Consider the following 14,875-nt stretch of genomic DNA (forward strand, 5'->3'; position numbering starts at 1 on the left):
CATATTAGAGAGCGCGACCGATGACCGATATCCTGCCTCCTACCCAGCTCTACCTGATCTCGCCACTCGATGTTACGGGCGATTTTCCCCAGCGGCTCGAGCGCGCGCTCGATGCGGGTCCCGGCCTCGTGACCGCCTTCCAGTTCCGCGTGAAGGGCGTCGACCAGCACGAGGCTGCGGCGCTCGCCGAACCGCTGCAGGCGATCTGTGCGGCGCGCGAGGTCGCCTTCATCGTCAACGATGACATCGGCCTGGCGAAGCGGCTCGGGGCGGATGGTGTCCATCTGGGGCAGGGCGACGGCGACCCGCAGGAAGCGCGCGAGGAACTGGGCCGCGAGGCGCAGATCGGCGTGACGTGCCATGCTTCACGCCATCTCGCGCTCGAAGCGGGCGAAGCGGGCGCGGACTACGTCGCCTTCGGCGCCTTCTTTCCCAGCACGACCAAGGAAACCGAGCACCGCGCGGAACTCGATCTGCTCGAATGGTGGAGTGAGATGGTCGAGCTGCCCTCGGTCGCGATCGGCGGGATTACGCCGGAAAATTGCCGCCCGCTGGTCGATGCCGGGGCGGACTTCCTCGCCGTGTCGGGCGCCGTGTGGAACGGCGACGAAGTGGCTGCAATCAAAGCCTTCGCGGAGCAAATCGCCGCAGCGTGAGTTGGGTGCCTGAAGGGACGGTTAGGCGTCCCGTGGTTCAGGAGCACTTTTTCATGCGCAATCTCGTCCTCGCTGCGGTTTCCTCGCTCGCCCTCGCTGCCTGCGGCATGCAGGGGCAGGACAACGAACGCGAGGGCGATACGGTCGCGAGCGCGGAGGTCGGCACGGACTACGGCTACGAGACCTATGGCGAAGACAATCTCGCCGACACCATGGCCTCGAACGACGATCGCTATATGGGCGAAACCGGCGACGCCCAGCTTGCCGAGATCGAGGATCCCGAAGAGCGCCCGATCATGCAGGCACAAGTAGTACTTGATCGGGTGGGCTTCGGCCCCGGGGTCATCGACGGCAAGATGGGCATGAGCACGACCAATGCGCTCAAGGGCTTCCAGGAAGCCAGCGATCTCGACGTAACCGGCAAGCTCGACGAAGCGACCAAGGCCGCGCTGGCCGAGTGGGAGCGCATTCCCGCGACCCGCGTGGTGACGATCCCGGCGAGCTGGGGCGATGCCGACTATACCGACATGCCCGAGGACGTGGCCGAGAAGGCCGAGCTCGACCGGCTCGGCTACACTTCGCTCGACGAGCGGCTCGCCGAACGCTTCCATACGACCGTCGAGGTGCTCAAGCAGCTCAATCCCGGAGGCAGGCCTGCTGGGATGGAGCAGGGCTCCGGCTCCGCGGCCCGCGGCGCGACGGCCACCCCGAGCGCTACTCCTACCACGTCGGAAACGCCGAAAAGCTTCTTCACCGCAGGGCAGCAGGTGCGCGTCCCCAATATCGGCGGCGATCGAATTGCTCCGGGCGAGGTGGACAACGGCGACTGGCAGCGCACGCTCGCCTCGCTCGGTGTCGGGACCGAGCAGACCGAGGTCGACCGCATCGTCGTGAGCAAGGCGGGCAAGACGCTCAAGGCCTATCAGGGCGACAAGCTGGTGGCGCTGTTCACGGTGAGCTCGGGCTCGAGCGAATTCCCGCTTCCGCTGGGCGAATGGAAGATTGTCGGCGAAGCCTACAACCCGCCCTATAGCTACGATCCCGAAGTGCTGGGCAAGAAGGACGGCAAGAACGAGACTCACCAGCTTCCGCCGGGGCCCAATTCACCGGTGGGTGTCGTGTGGATCGACCTCAGCAAGGAGCACTACGGCATCCACGGCACGCCCGACCCGGAAACGATCGGTCGCGCACAGTCGAGCGGCTGCGTCCGGCTGACCAATTGGGATGCTGCGCGGCTCGCCGGAATGGTCTCGCAATCGACGCAAGTGATTTTCGAGGCGTGACAGGGTAGGCTGCGCGCATGAAGCTCGTCGATCGCATCCTCACCATCGTCATTACCGCCACACTGACCAGTGCGGTCTGGATCGTGCTCGGCGGGAGCCTGATCGAAAATGCGACCGGCGTGAGCCAGCGCGAGGTCACGCGCCCGGCCGAGGCTGCGCCGAGCCCGTCGCCCAGCGACAGCACCGCTGCTACGGTCGACCAGCTCGATACCGCCGGTGTCGAAGCGCCGAGCGATGCCCAGGCGCGACAATTGCTGATCCCGGTGCAGAACATCCGTCCCAGCGACCTCACCGATACCTACAGCGATTCGCGTGGCGGCGGATCGCGTTTGCACGAGGCGATCGACATCATGGCGCCCAAGGGCACCACCGTGCTCTCGGCGGCGCCGGGGGTGGTCGAAAAGCTGTTCCGTTCGGATGCCGGCGGCAAGACGATCTACGTTCGCTCCACCGATGGCGAGACGATCTACTATTACGCCCATCTGGATGGCTATGCGAAGGGCCTCAAGGAAGGGCAGCGCGTCCGGCGCGGCCAGCGGTTGGGCACGGTAGGCAGTTCGGGCAATGCCTCGGATGAGGCCCCGCACCTCCATTTCGCGATCCTGCAGACGACCGAGGATGCCGAGTGGTGGGAGCCCGCAAACGCGGTCAATCCCTACCCGCTTCTGTCCGGTCGATAGGGCCTCAGTCCTCGACCGGGCCCGCGCGATGGCAGCGCATCCGGCCGAGCTTGCCGTCACGCCCCACCTGCTGGAGCAGGCCCGATCCCAGCAGCATGAACTTGGCCCCGCGCATGGGCCCGCGGGTGAAGGTTACCAGCTTGCCTTCCATCAGATAGGTCCCGCTGCCCTGCGCGGTGCGATAGCTCGATCCGCCGGTCACGGCGAATTCGCGGCCCTCCTGGACTATCCATGCGGCGCCCGTGGCGTCGCCTGGCAGGGCGCAGACATATTCGCCCTGCGCAAGCAGCGAGAGACGCCCCTGCGCCATGGCAGGAGGCGAGGCGAGGCCCGCCAGCGCGGCGAGCAGCGTGAGTTTCTTCAGGTCGATCATCAATTCCGTCCGCGACCTACATAGCGATGCCTGCGGCGTTTTTCCACTCGCTTGCCCGCACGGCCTCGCTCGGCTAAGGCGCGCCGCACATGTCCACCCCGCGGGCGGACTGGCTCTTTTACAAGTCGAAGGTAGCTTCCCATGAAGATCAGCGGCGTGGACATCCGTCCGGGCAACATCATCGAATACGAAGGCGGCATCTGGAAGGTCGCCAAGATTCAGCACACCCAGCCGGGCAAGGGCGGCGCCTACATGCAGGTCGAGATGAAGAACCTGCAGGACGGACGCAAGACCAATGTCCGCTTCCGCAGCGCCGACACGGTCGAGAAGGTCCGGCTCGATACCAAGGACTACCAGTTCCTCTACGAGGACGGCGACATGCTGGTGTTCATGGACAAGGATACCTACGAGCAAATCCACCTGCCGTCCGACCTCCTCGGCGATGCCCGCCCGTTCCTGCAGGACGGGATGGAAGTCATGCTCGAGCTGTGGGACGAAAAGCCGATCTCGGTCGAACTGCCGCAGCAGGTCGAAGCGACCATCGTCGAGGCCGATGCCGTGGTGAAGGGGCAGACCGCCTCGTCCAGCTACAAGCCCGCGGTGCTCGACAACGGCGTACGCATCATGGTCCCACCGCATATCGAAAGCGGCACGCGGATCGTCGTCGACGTCTACGAACAGACCTACGTCGGCAAGGCCAGCTGATCGGATGGGCAAGTCCATCGCCAGCCGGTTCGAAAACGTCGATCTCGTCCGCAGCGAGCTGCGCGCGGTGATCATCAACGACGACGAGCTGACGCTGGAAATGGACTTCTGCCTCGAGGAAGCCCATCCCGATTACGAGGCACCGGGCGTGGGCGAGGACTGCTGCTTTCACCCCGGCCTGCTGAAATTCGCCGGGATTTCGAAGCTCAGCCTCGAGCGCGCGGAGCATTCGCCCGAGGCCGTGCGCCGCTACGCCATCCAGTCGTTCCATATCGAGGGCAGCAAGTTCGACATGGCCTGCGACTGGGGCACCATCCACCTGCAGGCGCGTTCGATCCGCGTCCTCACCGAATAAGAGAGTTTTCATGGCCGTTCTATCGGGTGTCATCCGCGTTATGGAGAAGGCCGCGCGCAAGGCGGGCGGCCGGCTGCGTCGCGATTTCGGCGAAGTCGAACACCTCCAGGTGAGCCACAAGGGCCCGGCCGACTTCGTGTCGAAGGCCGACCGCATCGCCGAACGCACGATCTACGACGAACTGCTCGCCGCGCGGCCCGACTGGGGCTTCGTGATGGAAGAGGCCGGGATCATCGAGGGCGACGAGTCCAAGCCGCGCTGGATCGTCGACCCGCTCGACGGCACCAGCAACTTCCTCCACGGCATCCCGCATTTCGCGATCAGCATCGCGGTGCAGGAACCCAAGCTCGGCGGCGGCGGCTGGGACGACGTGACCGCCGCGGTGGTCTACAATCCGGTGACCGACGAGACCTTCTGGGCCGAAAAGAGCCGCGGCGCATGGCTGCACGACGGCCGCCTGCGCGTCTCCTCGCGGCGCCATTTGTCCGAGGCGCTGATCGCCACGGGCATTCCCTTCCAGGGCCATGGCGATTTCGCCGACTGGACCAGGATCTTCAGCGCCATCGCCCCGCAGGTCGCGGGCATCCGCCGGTTCGGTGCGGCCTCGCTCGACCTCGCCTGGCTCGCTGCCGGCCGCTTCGACGGCTTCTGGGAAAGCGACCTCAAGGATTGGGACACGGCGGCAGGCTGCCTGATCGTGCGCGAAGCGGGCGGCTTCGTCTCCGACTTCCGCGGGCGGTCGCAGCCGATCCATGCGAAGCAGGTGCTCGCCGCGAACGACGCGCTGCATTCGAAGCTGCACAAATTGCTGGCGGGCGCGCTCAAGGCCTGACCGGGGCCATCCGGCCGCGAGGCTGGGCAGGGCGGGAACCGACTGCGGCCTCCACACGTCTTTCTTGCATAAGAGAGACTTGGAAGGTCGCGCATGTTCAAGGCATTGGGAATTGCGGCGTGTTGTGCCGTCTGCGCTTCCCCCGCGCTGGCGGGGCAGCGCGCGAAGGCGAAGCCGCCGGTCGCCCCCATGCCGCATGATTTCGACCTCGCCAGCATTCCGCGCAGCGGAGAGATGGCGCGCGAGGATGCCTGCCCTCCCGATCCCGTCCTGCCGCGCCTGGTCGATACGCGCGACTTCACGCCGCCCACGCTCGAGCTGTCGCTGTCCGACGAGCGCGGCGGCCCCGTGCTCGCGCTCGGCGCGCTCGGCGCGAAGCACAAGGATGCACCGCGCCTCGCGCATGTCGCGGTGTTCATGGATTTCTGAGCCAAGCGCAACGCGCCGCTTGAACGCGTCCCCCGCACGAGCTATCCGCCGCGCTCCCGACCCAGTGCCCCTGTGGCGGAATTGGTAGACGCGCTCGACTCAAAATCGAGTTTCTTACGAAGTGCCGGTTCGAGTCCGGCCAGGGGTACCACGCCTGTACTTGCCGGGATTTTCAAAAGCTCGGAGAATCCACCGAGGTCGCAGGTAGGTCAAAGCAAGGTCAGGCCGCTTGCTCGCAGATGCGCTCCAGCCCGGACAGAAGCGCTCGTTAAGATAGCGACCCGATTGCGGACGTTTTCCAAGTGTGTATTGCGAGAGGGCTATGGTATTAAAACGCACTAGATTGTTCCCGTTTGCGGCATCTCTATCACTTCTAGCTTCTGTTGCCCTGGCAATTACCCCACTGCTCATTCCGAACGTCCAGATCGTTTTTTTGATGATCGCGAACTGGGTGTTTTTTATGGTGCTGGGACATTCAATCTCGCCGCCTGCACCCTTTTTGCTTGGTCGCCCTCCTGCTGGGGTAGAGAGGAAACGTTGGCACATCTGGTGCTTGGCGTTGATCGCCTTCTCAGCTTCGGGTTTCTTTGCCCTTTTGAATTCCGAACGGATATCCTGACCTTTGCAGGGTCCGGCTTCCCACCCATTTCTCGACCGCTTTGCTGGGCTAGCGAACTGCCAAAAGCGGATCAGCGGTCAACGACCCGCCTGCAGTCATTTGCCAGCAGCACGCTTGGTCTCGGCGAAGACACTCAACATGAGCCAGCTTGGTGCTCGCTCAACTAGAGTTGGTGTACCTTCGATTGTCAGCGCTCCGCTCGCCAATGCGTGACCAATCGGGTGAATACCGCGCCAGATTTCAGCCATAGTTCTAACATCGACTTCGATGCGAAGGTCTTCGTCAAATCCCGGAGGCTTGACGCAGACGTCTACGCGGGGATGGTCGCAAACCAGCCAGAACAGGCGATGGTGGCTTGGTGCGTCGGTAAAGTAGATCGCCAGTACGGTCCTCCCATCTGGCATGGCAGCGGTGTCAATGCGCCTGTGCATCGCCCAAACCAACCAAGCAGGATCAAGGTCTTCGTCGTCGATCTCGCGTGCCCACCTTTGTCCCCACGTGCCGATGGCCGACAGGATTGGCTTTAGTTCCGTCCCGGCCTCGGTCAGGAAGTACTCTTCGTACCCTTTCGGCCGTGAGGGTCGTCGCGTGACAATTCCCGCACTTTCGAGATGAAGCAGCCTGTTCTTCAAGAGGGTGGCGGAAATGCGCGGCACACCGCGGCGAATTTCATTGAAGCGGGTCGCCCCCGCATTCATCTCGCGCAAAACCAACAACATCCATTTTTGCGTCAGCACTTCTGAAGCAAGCGCAATGGGACAAAACTGACCGAATTGGGATGACATGAGCATTCCCTTCAGCCTCACTGTGTCACAGCTTGCTGCAAATGGCGACTAGCGGTCCAGATTTGTGACTAGTCGTGAAATAACTGCACATTATGCTCGACCTCATGGTAGGCAAAACGATCAGTTCTCACCTTTCGCGCAGGGCTGTTATGGCTGGGGGAACCGCGATCCTGGCCGCGGCTTCGGGAAGGAAGGCACTTTCGATGAACACCTCAGCAAGGAGCCAGACCACAGGGCACCAGCGCTTATTTGATCGCGACCGCTTCATAGAGGATTGTGTAAGTGCCCACCGATCCACTGGCATGGAGGCCGTTCGCGAAGTACTTGCAGAAGCGATCCGCGATCACCGCGCAGTGCTGAAAACGCTTGGAGGGCCGACCAAAGCCGGGCTCGACGTTATGCACACGTCTCCAGACTTCACCATCTTTGCTGCGCATTGGACGCCCCAGATGAACTTGTTGCCGCACGATCACATGATGAAAGCCTTGATCGGCATCTACACCGGACGCGAGGACAACATCTTGTGGCGGCACGGTGAGGAGGGCATCGAGGCTTATGAAGCCAATTGTCTGTTCGAAGGTGATATTGCGGCGCTACCCTCGCATGCAATCCACTCTGTTACTAATCCGCTGCAGAGATTCACCGGCGGCATCCATATTTACGACGGCGATTTCTTTGCAACAGAGAGACATCAGTGGGACCCTGAGACTCTGGCGGAAGCGCCCTCTGATGGGGAAGCGATCAAGGCGATGTTCGCCGCGGAGAACGAGCGGCTTTTTGGGAGGGACAGCAACTGAAGCCTCCTTTCTGATGGGATGATTGGATTGTCCGTCTTCCACCCAATTCCAGTCAAAGAGCTGCATCGGTGCCTGCAGGAAAGCCGACATTCGAATTCGAGCCTGGCAATACGTCAAATCGTAACCACAAACGACTGAACATCGCCGTGCGAGATACCGCGGGTTTTCAAGGGGGGCATCAGCGAAGCACTGGTTCGATAGAATTCAGGCACTTCGGCCAGGGGTGCCCAACTAAAGCCTTGCGCATCGCGGGATAAACTGGGAGTTCCGGCGCCGGATGATCGGGGTTCCTTCATACCACGCGATTGCGGCGATGGCGGTGACCATCGCCATGTTCGTCGCCTTCGCCCGCGGGCGGATGTCGGTCGAGATCATCTCGCTGCTGACGATCGCGGTGATCGCGGTCGGGCTCTATTTCTTCCCGCTCCCCGACACCCAGCCGATCGACGGGCTCAGCCTCGCCTTCTCGGGCTTCGGCCATTACGCGCTGATCACGATCTGTGCGCTGATGATCATGGGGCGGGGTCTGGTGGTGACGGGCGCGCTCGAGCCCGCGGCGCGCTTCCTCGAGCGGCTGTTCAAGGTCAATCTGCAACTCGGCCTGCTGTTCTCGCTGGCGGTGACCTTCATCCTCTCGATGTTCGTCAACAACACGCCCGTTCTGGTGCTGCTGATGCCGATTTTCGTCCAGCTCGCCATGCGCGGCGCTATGCCCGCCTCGAAGACGCTGATCCCGATCAACGCCGCCTCGCTGATGGGCGGCATGGCGACCACGATCGGCACCTCGACCAACATCCTCGTCGTCTCGATCGCGGTCGATCTGGGGATGAAGGAAATGGACGTGTTCCATTTCACCCCGATCGTGCTGATCGCCTCGCTCGTCGCGCTGCCCTTCGTCTGGATCGTGATGCCGCGCATGCTCGGCGACAACAGGGTCGAGACGGTCCATGCCCAGCGCCTCTTCGAGACCCGCCTGCGGGTGACCGAGAACTCGGTGCTTAACGGTCGCGAACTGTCCGAGCTCGCCTCGCGCCTGCCCGCCGGAATCGAGTTCCACGACGTGCCGCCCGGCCTGATGCGCCCGCAGCACCGCCTGCGGATGACCGGCACGCACGAGGCGATCGAGGAAGCGATGAACGTTCTGCGTGGCGATGCCGCGCCGAGCTGGGTGATCGATCGCATCCGTCGCCGGTCATCCGAAACAGGCGCCGACATTGCCGTGGGCGAGATGATCGTCACTGCCGATTCGCGCCTGATCGGGCGGACGTTGCCGAGTTCGGGTATCGCCGACCTCTATGGCGTCGCGGTCATCGGCACGCATCGTCCCGATCGCCTCGTTGGCGAGAAGGAGAAGTTCTCCGAAGGCGGCGACCACCGCTTCGCCGAAGGCGACGTGCTGCTGGTCATGGGCTTGCCCGACGACATGGAGCATTTCGCCCGCGCCGACAGCCTGCTCCTGCTCGAAGGCATGCGCGAACTGCCGCGTCGCTCCAAGGCGGCGCTGTCCGCCGCGATCATGGGCGGTTCGATCGCCGTCGCCTCGGTCGGGCTGGTGCCGATCGCCATCACCTCGCTCGCCGGCGCGATTCTGATGTTCGTCACCGGCTGCGTGAAGTTCGACCGCGTCGGCCGGGGGCTGTCCGGCAGCGTGATCGTGCTGGTGGCGGCGAGCATCGCGCTGGGGCGGATCATCCTCGACAGCGGCGCGGCCGACTGGGTCGGCACGGTGATGGCGACGGGGCTCGACTATCTCTCGCCCGCAGCGGCGCTCGCCGCGATCATGCTGGCGATGACCTTCCTGACCAATTTCGCGTCGAACGCGACCGCGGCCACGGTCGGGACGCCGATCGCCTTCGCCATCGCCACCAAGCTGGGCCTGCCGCCCGAACCGCTGGTGCTGGCGGTGCTGTTCGGTTGCAATTTGTGTTACGCGACGCCGATCGCCTACCAGACCAACATGCTGATCATGGCCGAGGGCTCCTATGAGTTCCGCGACTATGTTCGCACGGGCGTGCCGCTGGTCCTGATCATGGTCACCATGCTGTCGCTTGCGCTGGTTGTGACCTACGGGCTCTAGGGCTTTCCTACAGCGCGCGGCTCTGCAACACAGGGTGTGACGAAACCGGCCCTCAGCGGGCAGGTGCGCTTTTGCCCATGGACAGTGGTCCATGCGGTCCATGTCTCGGGAGAACAAAGGGTATGCACAAAGCCGTTCCAACAAGCCTCGCTGCGCTGGCGATGGTTCTCGCCGCACCGGCCCAGGCCGACGATCTGCGCACCGATGTCGCGGCGGACATGCCCGAGTTGATGGAATTGTACCGCGACCTGCACGCGCATCCCGAACTCAGCTTCCAGGAACACAAGACCGCCGCCAAACTGGCCGAACGCATGCGCAAGCTCGGCTTCGAAGTGACCGAGGGCGTGGGCAAGACCGGCGTCGTCTCGGTGATGAAGAACGGCGACGGCCCGACCGTGCTCATCCGCGCCGACATGGACGGGCTGCCGGTGGTCGAACAGACCGGGCTGCCCTTCGCCAGCAAGGAAACCGCGACTCCCGCCAGCGGCGTCACCACCGGGGTGATGCACGCCTGCGGCCACGATACGCACATGACCGGTTTCATCGGCGCGGCGCAGCTGCTGGTCGATCGCAAGGATGAATGGCAGGGCACGCTGGTGATGATCCTCCAGCCCGCCGAAGAGGCGGGGGGCGGCGCACGGGCGATGCTCGCCGACGGGCTCTACACGCGCTTTCCCAAGCCCGATTACGCGCTCGCCTTCCACGACGCCGCGGCTCCGGCGCCCGCCGGAACCATCGGCATCACGCCGGGCTATGCGCTCGCCAATGTCGACAGCGTCAATATCCAGGTGAAGGGCATCGGCGGGCACGGCGCCTATCCGCACACCACCAAGGACCCGATCGTGCTCGCCAGCGCCATCGTCATGCGGTTGCAGACGCTGGTCAGCCGCGAGCTGTCGCCGCTCGAACCGGGCGTGGTGACCGTGGGCAGCTTCCTGTCGGGGGCCAAGCACAACATCATCTCGGACGAGGCCAAGCTCCAGCTGACCGTGCGCAGCTATTCGGACGAGAGCCGCAAGCTGCTGCTCGACGGGATCGCGCGCATCGCCAAGGGCGAGGCGATCGCGGCGGGGCTTCCCGAAGACCTGATGCCGGTGATCGAGGTACAGGAGGACTTCACCCCCTCGACCTATAACGATCCCGACTTCACCGAACAGCTGCTGGCGAGCTTCGGCGAGCGCTTCGGCGAAGACCGCGTCGCGACCATGCCGCCGGTGATGGGGGGCGAGGATTTCAGCGAGTACCGTCGCGCCGACCCCGACCATATCAAGTCGGCGATCTTCTGGATCAGCGGCACGCCGGCACCGATGCTCGAGGCGCTCGAGAAGGAGGGCAAGCCGCTGCCCTCGCTGCATTCGCCCTTCTGGGCGCCCGATGCGGAGAAGGTCATCGCCACCGGCGCCGAGGCGCTCGCGAGCGCGGCGATGGGGTTGATGCCCGCGAGCTGACGCCGCGCACAAAAGTGGCCGCCGGAGCGTTGGGGGCGCTCCGACGGCCGTATTCTCCTCCCCAGGAGAAATCGTGAAACGGGGTCACTCGGCGGGGACGTAAGTCCCCAGCCGGTGGTGCAGGGCATTGATCTTCGCCAGTTCCTCGCGGTCGTCGGTCGCCTTGGCATAATGCGTCAGGGCGGTACGCAGCAGGCGGAAATCGGCGGTCGAGAACAGCGCGCGGGCGCGGCCGGGCTCGGTCTTGGGCATGTCGTCAGTCATCGTCGTCATCCTCTCTTCCTCCCGGGTGTTACGCCGCAGCGAACTGATTCATCGTGTTGTCCTTGCCGCCCGCCTTGAGCGCGGCTTCGCCGGCAAAGTATTCCTTGTGGTCGTCGCCGATGTCCGACCCGGCCATGTTCTGGTGCTTCACGCAGGCGATGCCCTGGCGGATCTCCTCGCGCTGGACGTTCTTGACGTAGCCGAGCATGGCCTGCTCGCCGAAATACTCGCGGGCGAGATTGTCGGTGCTCAGCGCGGCCGTGTGATAGGTCGGCAGCGTGATGAGGTGGTGGAAGATGCCCGCGCGCTTCGCGGCATCGGCCTGGAAGGTGCGGATCTTCTCGTCGGCCTCGGCGGCAAGATCGGTGCCGTCGTAATCGACGCTCATCAGCTTGTCGCGTTCGTATGCCGATACGTCCTTCCCGGCTTCGGTCCATGCATCATAGACTTGTTGGCGGAAGTTGAGCGTCCAGTTGAAGCTGGGCGAGTTGTTGTAGACCAGCTTGGCGTTGGGGATCACCTCGCGCACCCGGTCGACCATGCCGGCGATCTGCTCGACATGCGGTTTCTCGGTTTCGATCCACAGCAGATCCGCACCGTTCTGGAGCGCGGTGATGCAGTCGAGCACGCAGCGGTCCTCGCCGGTTCCCTTGCGAAACTGGTAGAGGTTCGAAGGCAGGCGCTTGGGCGCCAGCAGCTTGCCGTCGCGGCTGATGAAGACCTGGCCGTTGGTGATGTTCGCCGGATCGACCTCGTCGCAATCGAGGAAGGCGTTGTACTGATCACCGAGATCGCCGGGTTCGGTCGAATAGGCGATCTGCTTGGTCAGGCCTGCGCCGAGGCTGTCGGTGCGGGCAACGATGATGCCTTCGGGGATGCCGAGCTCGAGGAAGGCGTAGCGGATCGCACGAATCTTCTGGAGGAAGTCCTCATGCGGTACGGTGACCTTGCCGTCCTGGTGGCCGCACTGCTTCTCGTCCGAAACCTGGTTCTCGATCTGCAGCGCACAGGCACCGGCTTCGATCATCTTCTTGGCGAGGAGGTAGGTCGCCTCGGCATTGCCGAAACCGGCATCGATGTCGGCGATGATCGGCACGACATGCGTTTCATGCTCGTCGATTTCCTTCAGCAGGCGATGCGTGTTGACCGCGTCGCCGGCTGCCTTGGCGTCGTCGAGTTGGCGGAAGAGACCGCCCAGTTCGCGCGCGTCGGCTTGCTTGAGGAAGGTGTAGAGTTCGCCGATCAGCGCGGGCACGCTGGTCTTCTCGTGCATCGACTGGTCGGGCAGCGGGCCGAATTCGCTGCGCAGCGCGGCGACCATCCAGCCCGAAAGGTAGAGGTACCGGCGCTTGGTGCTGCCAAAATGCTTCTTGATCGAAATCATCTTCTGCTGGGCGATGAAGCCGTGCCAGGTACCGAGCGACTGGGTGTAGTTCGCCGGGTCGCGGTCGTAGGCTTCCATGTCCGCGCGCATGATCTTGGCGGTGTAGCGCGCGATGTCGAGCCCCGTGCGGAAGCGGTTCTGGACGACCATACGCGCGGCGCTCTCGGCATCGATCGCGGCCCAGGGCGCACCGTTGGCGGCGATGGTTTCGTTCAGTTCGTTGATCCGGGCCGAATAGGTCACGGGGTAGCTCCTTGTCGTCGTGTGGCGTGATCGCCTGACCCTCTTGTGGAGACGGAAAGGCACGACTGACAGGAATATTTACAAAATATCTTGTCTCGATTGGCAAGATGTGGCTAGATGACGTGTAAAGTAGTCAAGAAAGTTACAAATGACTGAGGACGCACTCTTTGCCGGACCGGCTGTCCGTCGCCTGCGCAAGCGCGAGGGGCTGACGCAGGCTGCCGCTGCAGCGCGTCTCGACATCTCACCGAGCTATCTCAACCTCATCGAACGCAACCAGCGCCCGGTCAGCGCGCGGGTGATGATGCAGCTCGTCGAACAGTTCGATTTCGATCCGCGTTCGCTGCGCGAGGACGAGGCGATCGGCGGGATGGACGGCCTCGTGCGGCGCTTTGCCGACAAGCGCTTTGCCGATCTCGGCATCGACCGCGAGGAATTGCAGGAATTCCTTGCGTCGTCGCCGCAGGTCGCGGCGGCTTTCGCGCGGCTCTACGACAATGCCGCACCCGCTGCGAGAGGGAGCGAGGACCCCCTGACCGCCTCGCGGCGCGAGATCGAGCGCTGGCGCAACCATTTCGCCGATCTCGATGCGGCCGCGGAGGACCTTGCCGACGACATGCGCCTGTCGCGCGGCGACATCGGTCTCGCGCTCGTCGAGCGCCTGCGCGAGCGTCACCAGCTCTCTGTCCGTATCCTGCCGCGCGAGATCATGCCCGACAGCCTCAGGCGGCTCGACCTGCACGCGCGCCAGATCCAGCTTTCGGAAATGCTCAGCATTCCGTCGCGCAACTTCCAGTTGGCGCTGCAGATCGCGCAGCTCGAATTCGCCGACGCGATCGATGCGGTCGCCAAGGGCGCGAAATTCGACGACGAGGCGGCCCGTGCGCTCTTCGCACGCCATCTGACCGGCTATGTCGCTGCGGCGCTGATCATGCCCTACGGGCGCTTTCTGCGTGCCTGCGAGGCAACGGGCTACGACCTCCCGGTGCTCGAACGGCGCTTCGGGGTCAGCTTCGAACAGCTCGCCCATCGCCTCACGACTTTGCAGCGCGTCGGCCAGCGCGGGCTGCCCTTCTTCATGGTCCGGCTCGACCGGGCGGGGCAGTTCTCCAAGACCTTCACCGGGGCGAGCACTGCGCGCTTCGTCGAATCGGACGCGAGTTGCCCGCTGTGGCACGCGCACCGCGCCTTCGATCGCGCGGGCGAACTGCAGGTCCAGTTCGTCGCGCTCGACGAAAGCGGCGAGCGCGACGGTGGCTGGCTGACGATGGCACGCACGGTCGAGGGGAGCGGCGCACCCGGTGAAGCGCAATTCGTCGTCGCCGTGGGGGTCGAGGCAGTCCTCGCCGGAGACCTCGCTCAGGCGTACGACATCTCGCTGCGGCCCGCCGATGCGCAACCGATCGGGCCCGGCTGTGCGCGATGCCATCGCAGCGGCTGCAGGCAGCGTTCGCTCCCGCCGCGCGGCCGGAAACTGGCCTTCGACAGGATCCGTCGGGGAGTGACCCCCTTCGAATTCGAGGAGGGTTAACCATTCGCGAGCTTGCTGGTGGAACCCACTGCCCGCAAACGGCGTTTTCACGGCCATGATCCAAATTTCGGGGACGAAATGACATGACCGAGGAACGCATTACCGAAACCACCGATGCGGTGGGTAACACCCACACCACGCACACAGTCGTCAGCGATGGCGAGACCCGTTCGGGCGGGACCAATTGGGTCCTGATCCTATTGGTGCTTGTCATCGCCGTGGTGGGCATTTTCTTCCTTACCCAGATGAACAGCGCCGAGGTCGCCAAGGACAATGCCATCGCCGGCGCCGCCGACGAGGTGGGCGAAGCGGCCAACCAGGTCGGTGAAGCCGCGCAGGGCGCCGGCGAAGCGGTTGAAAACGCCGTCAACAACTGAGCTTTCGAGCTCCCGGAGAATGGGGACGATGCGCTCT

The 14,875-nt window shown here is 64.0% G+C and carries 17 protein-coding genes and 1 tRNA gene; 14 read left to right on the top strand and 4 right to left on the bottom strand.

Annotated elements, in window-relative coordinates; translation table 11 throughout:
- Positions 1-20 precede the first annotated feature (20 nt).
- The 3 genes from thiE to K3181_RS13960 are packed head-to-tail and all read left to right on the top strand — an operon-like array spanning position 21 to position 2,619.
- Entirely contained in the window at positions 21-656 is a 636-nt protein-coding gene (gene thiE, locus K3181_RS13950) for a thiamine phosphate synthase (protein ID WP_221603724.1), read from the top strand.
- Positions 657-709: 53 nt separating this feature from the next.
- Positions 710-1,939 carry a L,D-transpeptidase family protein gene (locus tag K3181_RS13955; RefSeq protein WP_221603725.1) on the top strand — a complete coding sequence of 410 codons (1,230 nt, stop codon included), beginning with the start codon at positions 710-712 and terminating at the stop codon, positions 1,937-1,939.
- Between the two features lie 17 nt (positions 1,940-1,956).
- Positions 1,957-2,619, top strand: coding sequence for a M23 family metallopeptidase (locus tag K3181_RS13960; protein ID WP_221603726.1), 663 nt, complete (start codon positions 1,957-1,959; stop codon positions 2,617-2,619).
- Between the two features lie 4 nt (positions 2,620-2,623).
- Here K3181_RS13960 and K3181_RS13965 read toward each other — a convergent pair whose 3' ends face one another.
- A complete protein-coding gene (locus tag K3181_RS13965) occupies positions 2,624-2,992 on the bottom strand; it encodes an elongation factor P (protein WP_221603727.1) in 369 nt (122 codons plus the stop codon).
- Positions 2,993-3,133: 141 nt separating this feature from the next.
- Between K3181_RS13965 and efp the strand changes: the two genes are divergently transcribed.
- From efp to K3181_RS13995, 6 genes are all read left to right on the top strand, one after another.
- The gene (efp, locus tag K3181_RS13970; RefSeq protein ID WP_221603728.1) at positions 3,134-3,697 is read left to right on the top strand and encodes an elongation factor P; all 564 of its coding nucleotides are present in this window, start codon (positions 3,134-3,136) and stop codon (positions 3,695-3,697) included.
- 4 nt (positions 3,698-3,701) lie between these two features.
- Positions 3,702-4,052 (top strand): hypothetical protein, encoded by a 351-nt coding sequence (locus K3181_RS13975; protein ID WP_221603729.1) that lies wholly within the window; start codon positions 3,702-3,704, stop codon positions 4,050-4,052.
- Positions 4,053-4,062: 10 nt separating this feature from the next.
- The gene (locus K3181_RS13980) at positions 4,063-4,884 is read left to right on the top strand and encodes an inositol monophosphatase family protein (RefSeq protein WP_221603730.1); all 822 of its coding nucleotides are present in this window, start codon (positions 4,063-4,065) and stop codon (positions 4,882-4,884) included.
- 93 nt (positions 4,885-4,977) lie between these two features.
- The gene (locus K3181_RS13985; protein ID WP_221603731.1) at positions 4,978-5,313 is read left to right on the top strand and encodes a hypothetical protein; all 336 of its coding nucleotides are present in this window, start codon (positions 4,978-4,980) and stop codon (positions 5,311-5,313) included.
- A 66-nt stretch (positions 5,314-5,379) separates the two neighbouring features.
- Positions 5,380-5,464: transfer RNA gene (locus tag K3181_RS13990), tRNA-Leu, on the top strand.
- Between the two features lie 171 nt (positions 5,465-5,635).
- Positions 5,636-5,932 (top strand): hypothetical protein, encoded by a 297-nt coding sequence (locus K3181_RS13995; protein WP_221603732.1) that lies wholly within the window; start codon positions 5,636-5,638, stop codon positions 5,930-5,932.
- Between the two features lie 95 nt (positions 5,933-6,027).
- On the opposite strand, the gene K3181_RS14000 is transcribed toward K3181_RS13995, so the two are convergent.
- Positions 6,028-6,717, bottom strand: a complete 690-nt coding sequence (locus K3181_RS14000) for a winged helix-turn-helix transcriptional regulator (RefSeq protein ID WP_221603733.1) — start codon at positions 6,715-6,717, stop codon at positions 6,028-6,030.
- Positions 6,718-6,920: 203 nt separating this feature from the next.
- Here K3181_RS14000 and K3181_RS14005 point away from each other — a divergent pair, with 203 nt between their 5' ends.
- The 3 genes from K3181_RS14005 (at position 6,921) to K3181_RS14015 (ending at position 11,039) form a co-directional block, all read left to right on the top strand.
- On the top strand, positions 6,921-7,514 hold the full coding sequence (locus K3181_RS14005) for a hypothetical protein (RefSeq protein ID WP_221603734.1): 594 nt from the start codon (positions 6,921-6,923) through the stop codon (positions 7,512-7,514).
- A gap of 277 nt (positions 7,515-7,791) precedes the next feature.
- Positions 7,792-9,591, top strand: a complete 1,800-nt coding sequence (locus tag K3181_RS14010; protein ID WP_221603735.1) for an SLC13 family permease — start codon at positions 7,792-7,794, stop codon at positions 9,589-9,591.
- A 122-nt stretch (positions 9,592-9,713) separates the two neighbouring features.
- Positions 9,714-11,039 (top strand): amidohydrolase, encoded by a 1,326-nt coding sequence (locus K3181_RS14015; RefSeq protein ID WP_221603736.1) that lies wholly within the window; start codon positions 9,714-9,716, stop codon positions 11,037-11,039.
- An 84-nt stretch (positions 11,040-11,123) separates the two neighbouring features.
- Here K3181_RS14015 and K3181_RS14020 read toward each other — a convergent pair whose 3' ends face one another.
- On the bottom strand, positions 11,124-11,312 hold the full coding sequence (locus K3181_RS14020; protein ID WP_370034073.1) for a hypothetical protein: 189 nt from the start codon (positions 11,310-11,312) through the stop codon (positions 11,124-11,126).
- Positions 11,313-11,331: 19 nt separating this feature from the next.
- Positions 11,332-12,930, bottom strand: a complete 1,599-nt coding sequence (locus K3181_RS14025; RefSeq protein ID WP_221603737.1) for an isocitrate lyase — start codon at positions 12,928-12,930, stop codon at positions 11,332-11,334.
- A gap of 148 nt (positions 12,931-13,078) precedes the next feature.
- Here K3181_RS14025 and K3181_RS14030 point away from each other — a divergent pair, with 148 nt between their 5' ends.
- Positions 13,079-14,461, top strand: coding sequence for a helix-turn-helix domain-containing protein (locus tag K3181_RS14030; RefSeq protein WP_221603738.1), 1,383 nt, complete (start codon positions 13,079-13,081; stop codon positions 14,459-14,461).
- Positions 14,462-14,544: 83 nt separating this feature from the next.
- Positions 14,545-14,838 carry a hypothetical protein gene (locus K3181_RS14035; RefSeq protein WP_221603739.1) on the top strand — a complete coding sequence of 98 codons (294 nt, stop codon included), beginning with the start codon at positions 14,545-14,547 and terminating at the stop codon, positions 14,836-14,838.
- Positions 14,839-14,875 lie beyond the last annotated feature (37 nt).

The organism is Qipengyuania mesophila (genome assembly GCF_019711655.1).
In the GTDB taxonomy this organism is placed as follows: domain Bacteria; phylum Pseudomonadota; class Alphaproteobacteria; order Sphingomonadales; family Sphingomonadaceae; genus Qipengyuania; species Qipengyuania mesophila.

What these genes read in the sequence shown, in the direction of transcription:
- K3181_RS13995 (WP_221603732.1), top strand. Translation starts at nt 5,636, where the DNA reads ATGGTATTAAAACGCACTAGATTGTTCCCGTTTGCGGCATCTCTATCA.
- K3181_RS14000 (WP_221603733.1), bottom strand. Translation starts at nt 6,717, where the DNA reads ATGTCATCCCAATTCGGTCAGTTTTGTCCCATTGCGCTTGCTTCAGAA.
- K3181_RS13985 (WP_221603731.1), top strand. Translation starts at nt 4,978, where the DNA reads ATGTTCAAGGCATTGGGAATTGCGGCGTGTTGTGCCGTCTGCGCTTCC.
- K3181_RS14020 (WP_370034073.1), bottom strand. Translation starts at nt 11,312, where the DNA reads ATGACGACGATGACTGACGACATGCCCAAGACCGAGCCCGGCCGCGCC.
- K3181_RS13980 (WP_221603730.1), top strand. Translation starts at nt 4,063, where the DNA reads ATGGCCGTTCTATCGGGTGTCATCCGCGTTATGGAGAAGGCCGCGCGC.
- K3181_RS14035 (WP_221603739.1), top strand. Translation starts at nt 14,545, where the DNA reads ATGACCGAGGAACGCATTACCGAAACCACCGATGCGGTGGGTAACACC.
- K3181_RS13960 (WP_221603726.1), top strand. Translation starts at nt 1,957, where the DNA reads ATGAAGCTCGTCGATCGCATCCTCACCATCGTCATTACCGCCACACTG.
- K3181_RS13955 (WP_221603725.1), top strand. Translation starts at nt 710, where the DNA reads ATGCGCAATCTCGTCCTCGCTGCGGTTTCCTCGCTCGCCCTCGCTGCC.
- K3181_RS13965 (WP_221603727.1), bottom strand. Translation starts at nt 2,992, where the DNA reads ATGATCGACCTGAAGAAACTCACGCTGCTCGCCGCGCTGGCGGGCCTC.
- efp (WP_221603728.1), top strand. Translation starts at nt 3,134, where the DNA reads ATGAAGATCAGCGGCGTGGACATCCGTCCGGGCAACATCATCGAATAC.
- thiE (WP_221603724.1), top strand. Translation starts at nt 21, where the DNA reads ATGACCGATATCCTGCCTCCTACCCAGCTCTACCTGATCTCGCCACTC.
- K3181_RS13975 (WP_221603729.1), top strand. Translation starts at nt 3,702, where the DNA reads ATGGGCAAGTCCATCGCCAGCCGGTTCGAAAACGTCGATCTCGTCCGC.
- K3181_RS14010 (WP_221603735.1), top strand. Translation starts at nt 7,792, where the DNA reads ATGATCGGGGTTCCTTCATACCACGCGATTGCGGCGATGGCGGTGACC.
- K3181_RS14030 (WP_221603738.1), top strand. Translation starts at nt 13,079, where the DNA reads ATGACTGAGGACGCACTCTTTGCCGGACCGGCTGTCCGTCGCCTGCGC.
- K3181_RS14005 (WP_221603734.1), top strand. Translation starts at nt 6,921, where the DNA reads ATGAACACCTCAGCAAGGAGCCAGACCACAGGGCACCAGCGCTTATTT.
- K3181_RS14015 (WP_221603736.1), top strand. Translation starts at nt 9,714, where the DNA reads ATGCACAAAGCCGTTCCAACAAGCCTCGCTGCGCTGGCGATGGTTCTC.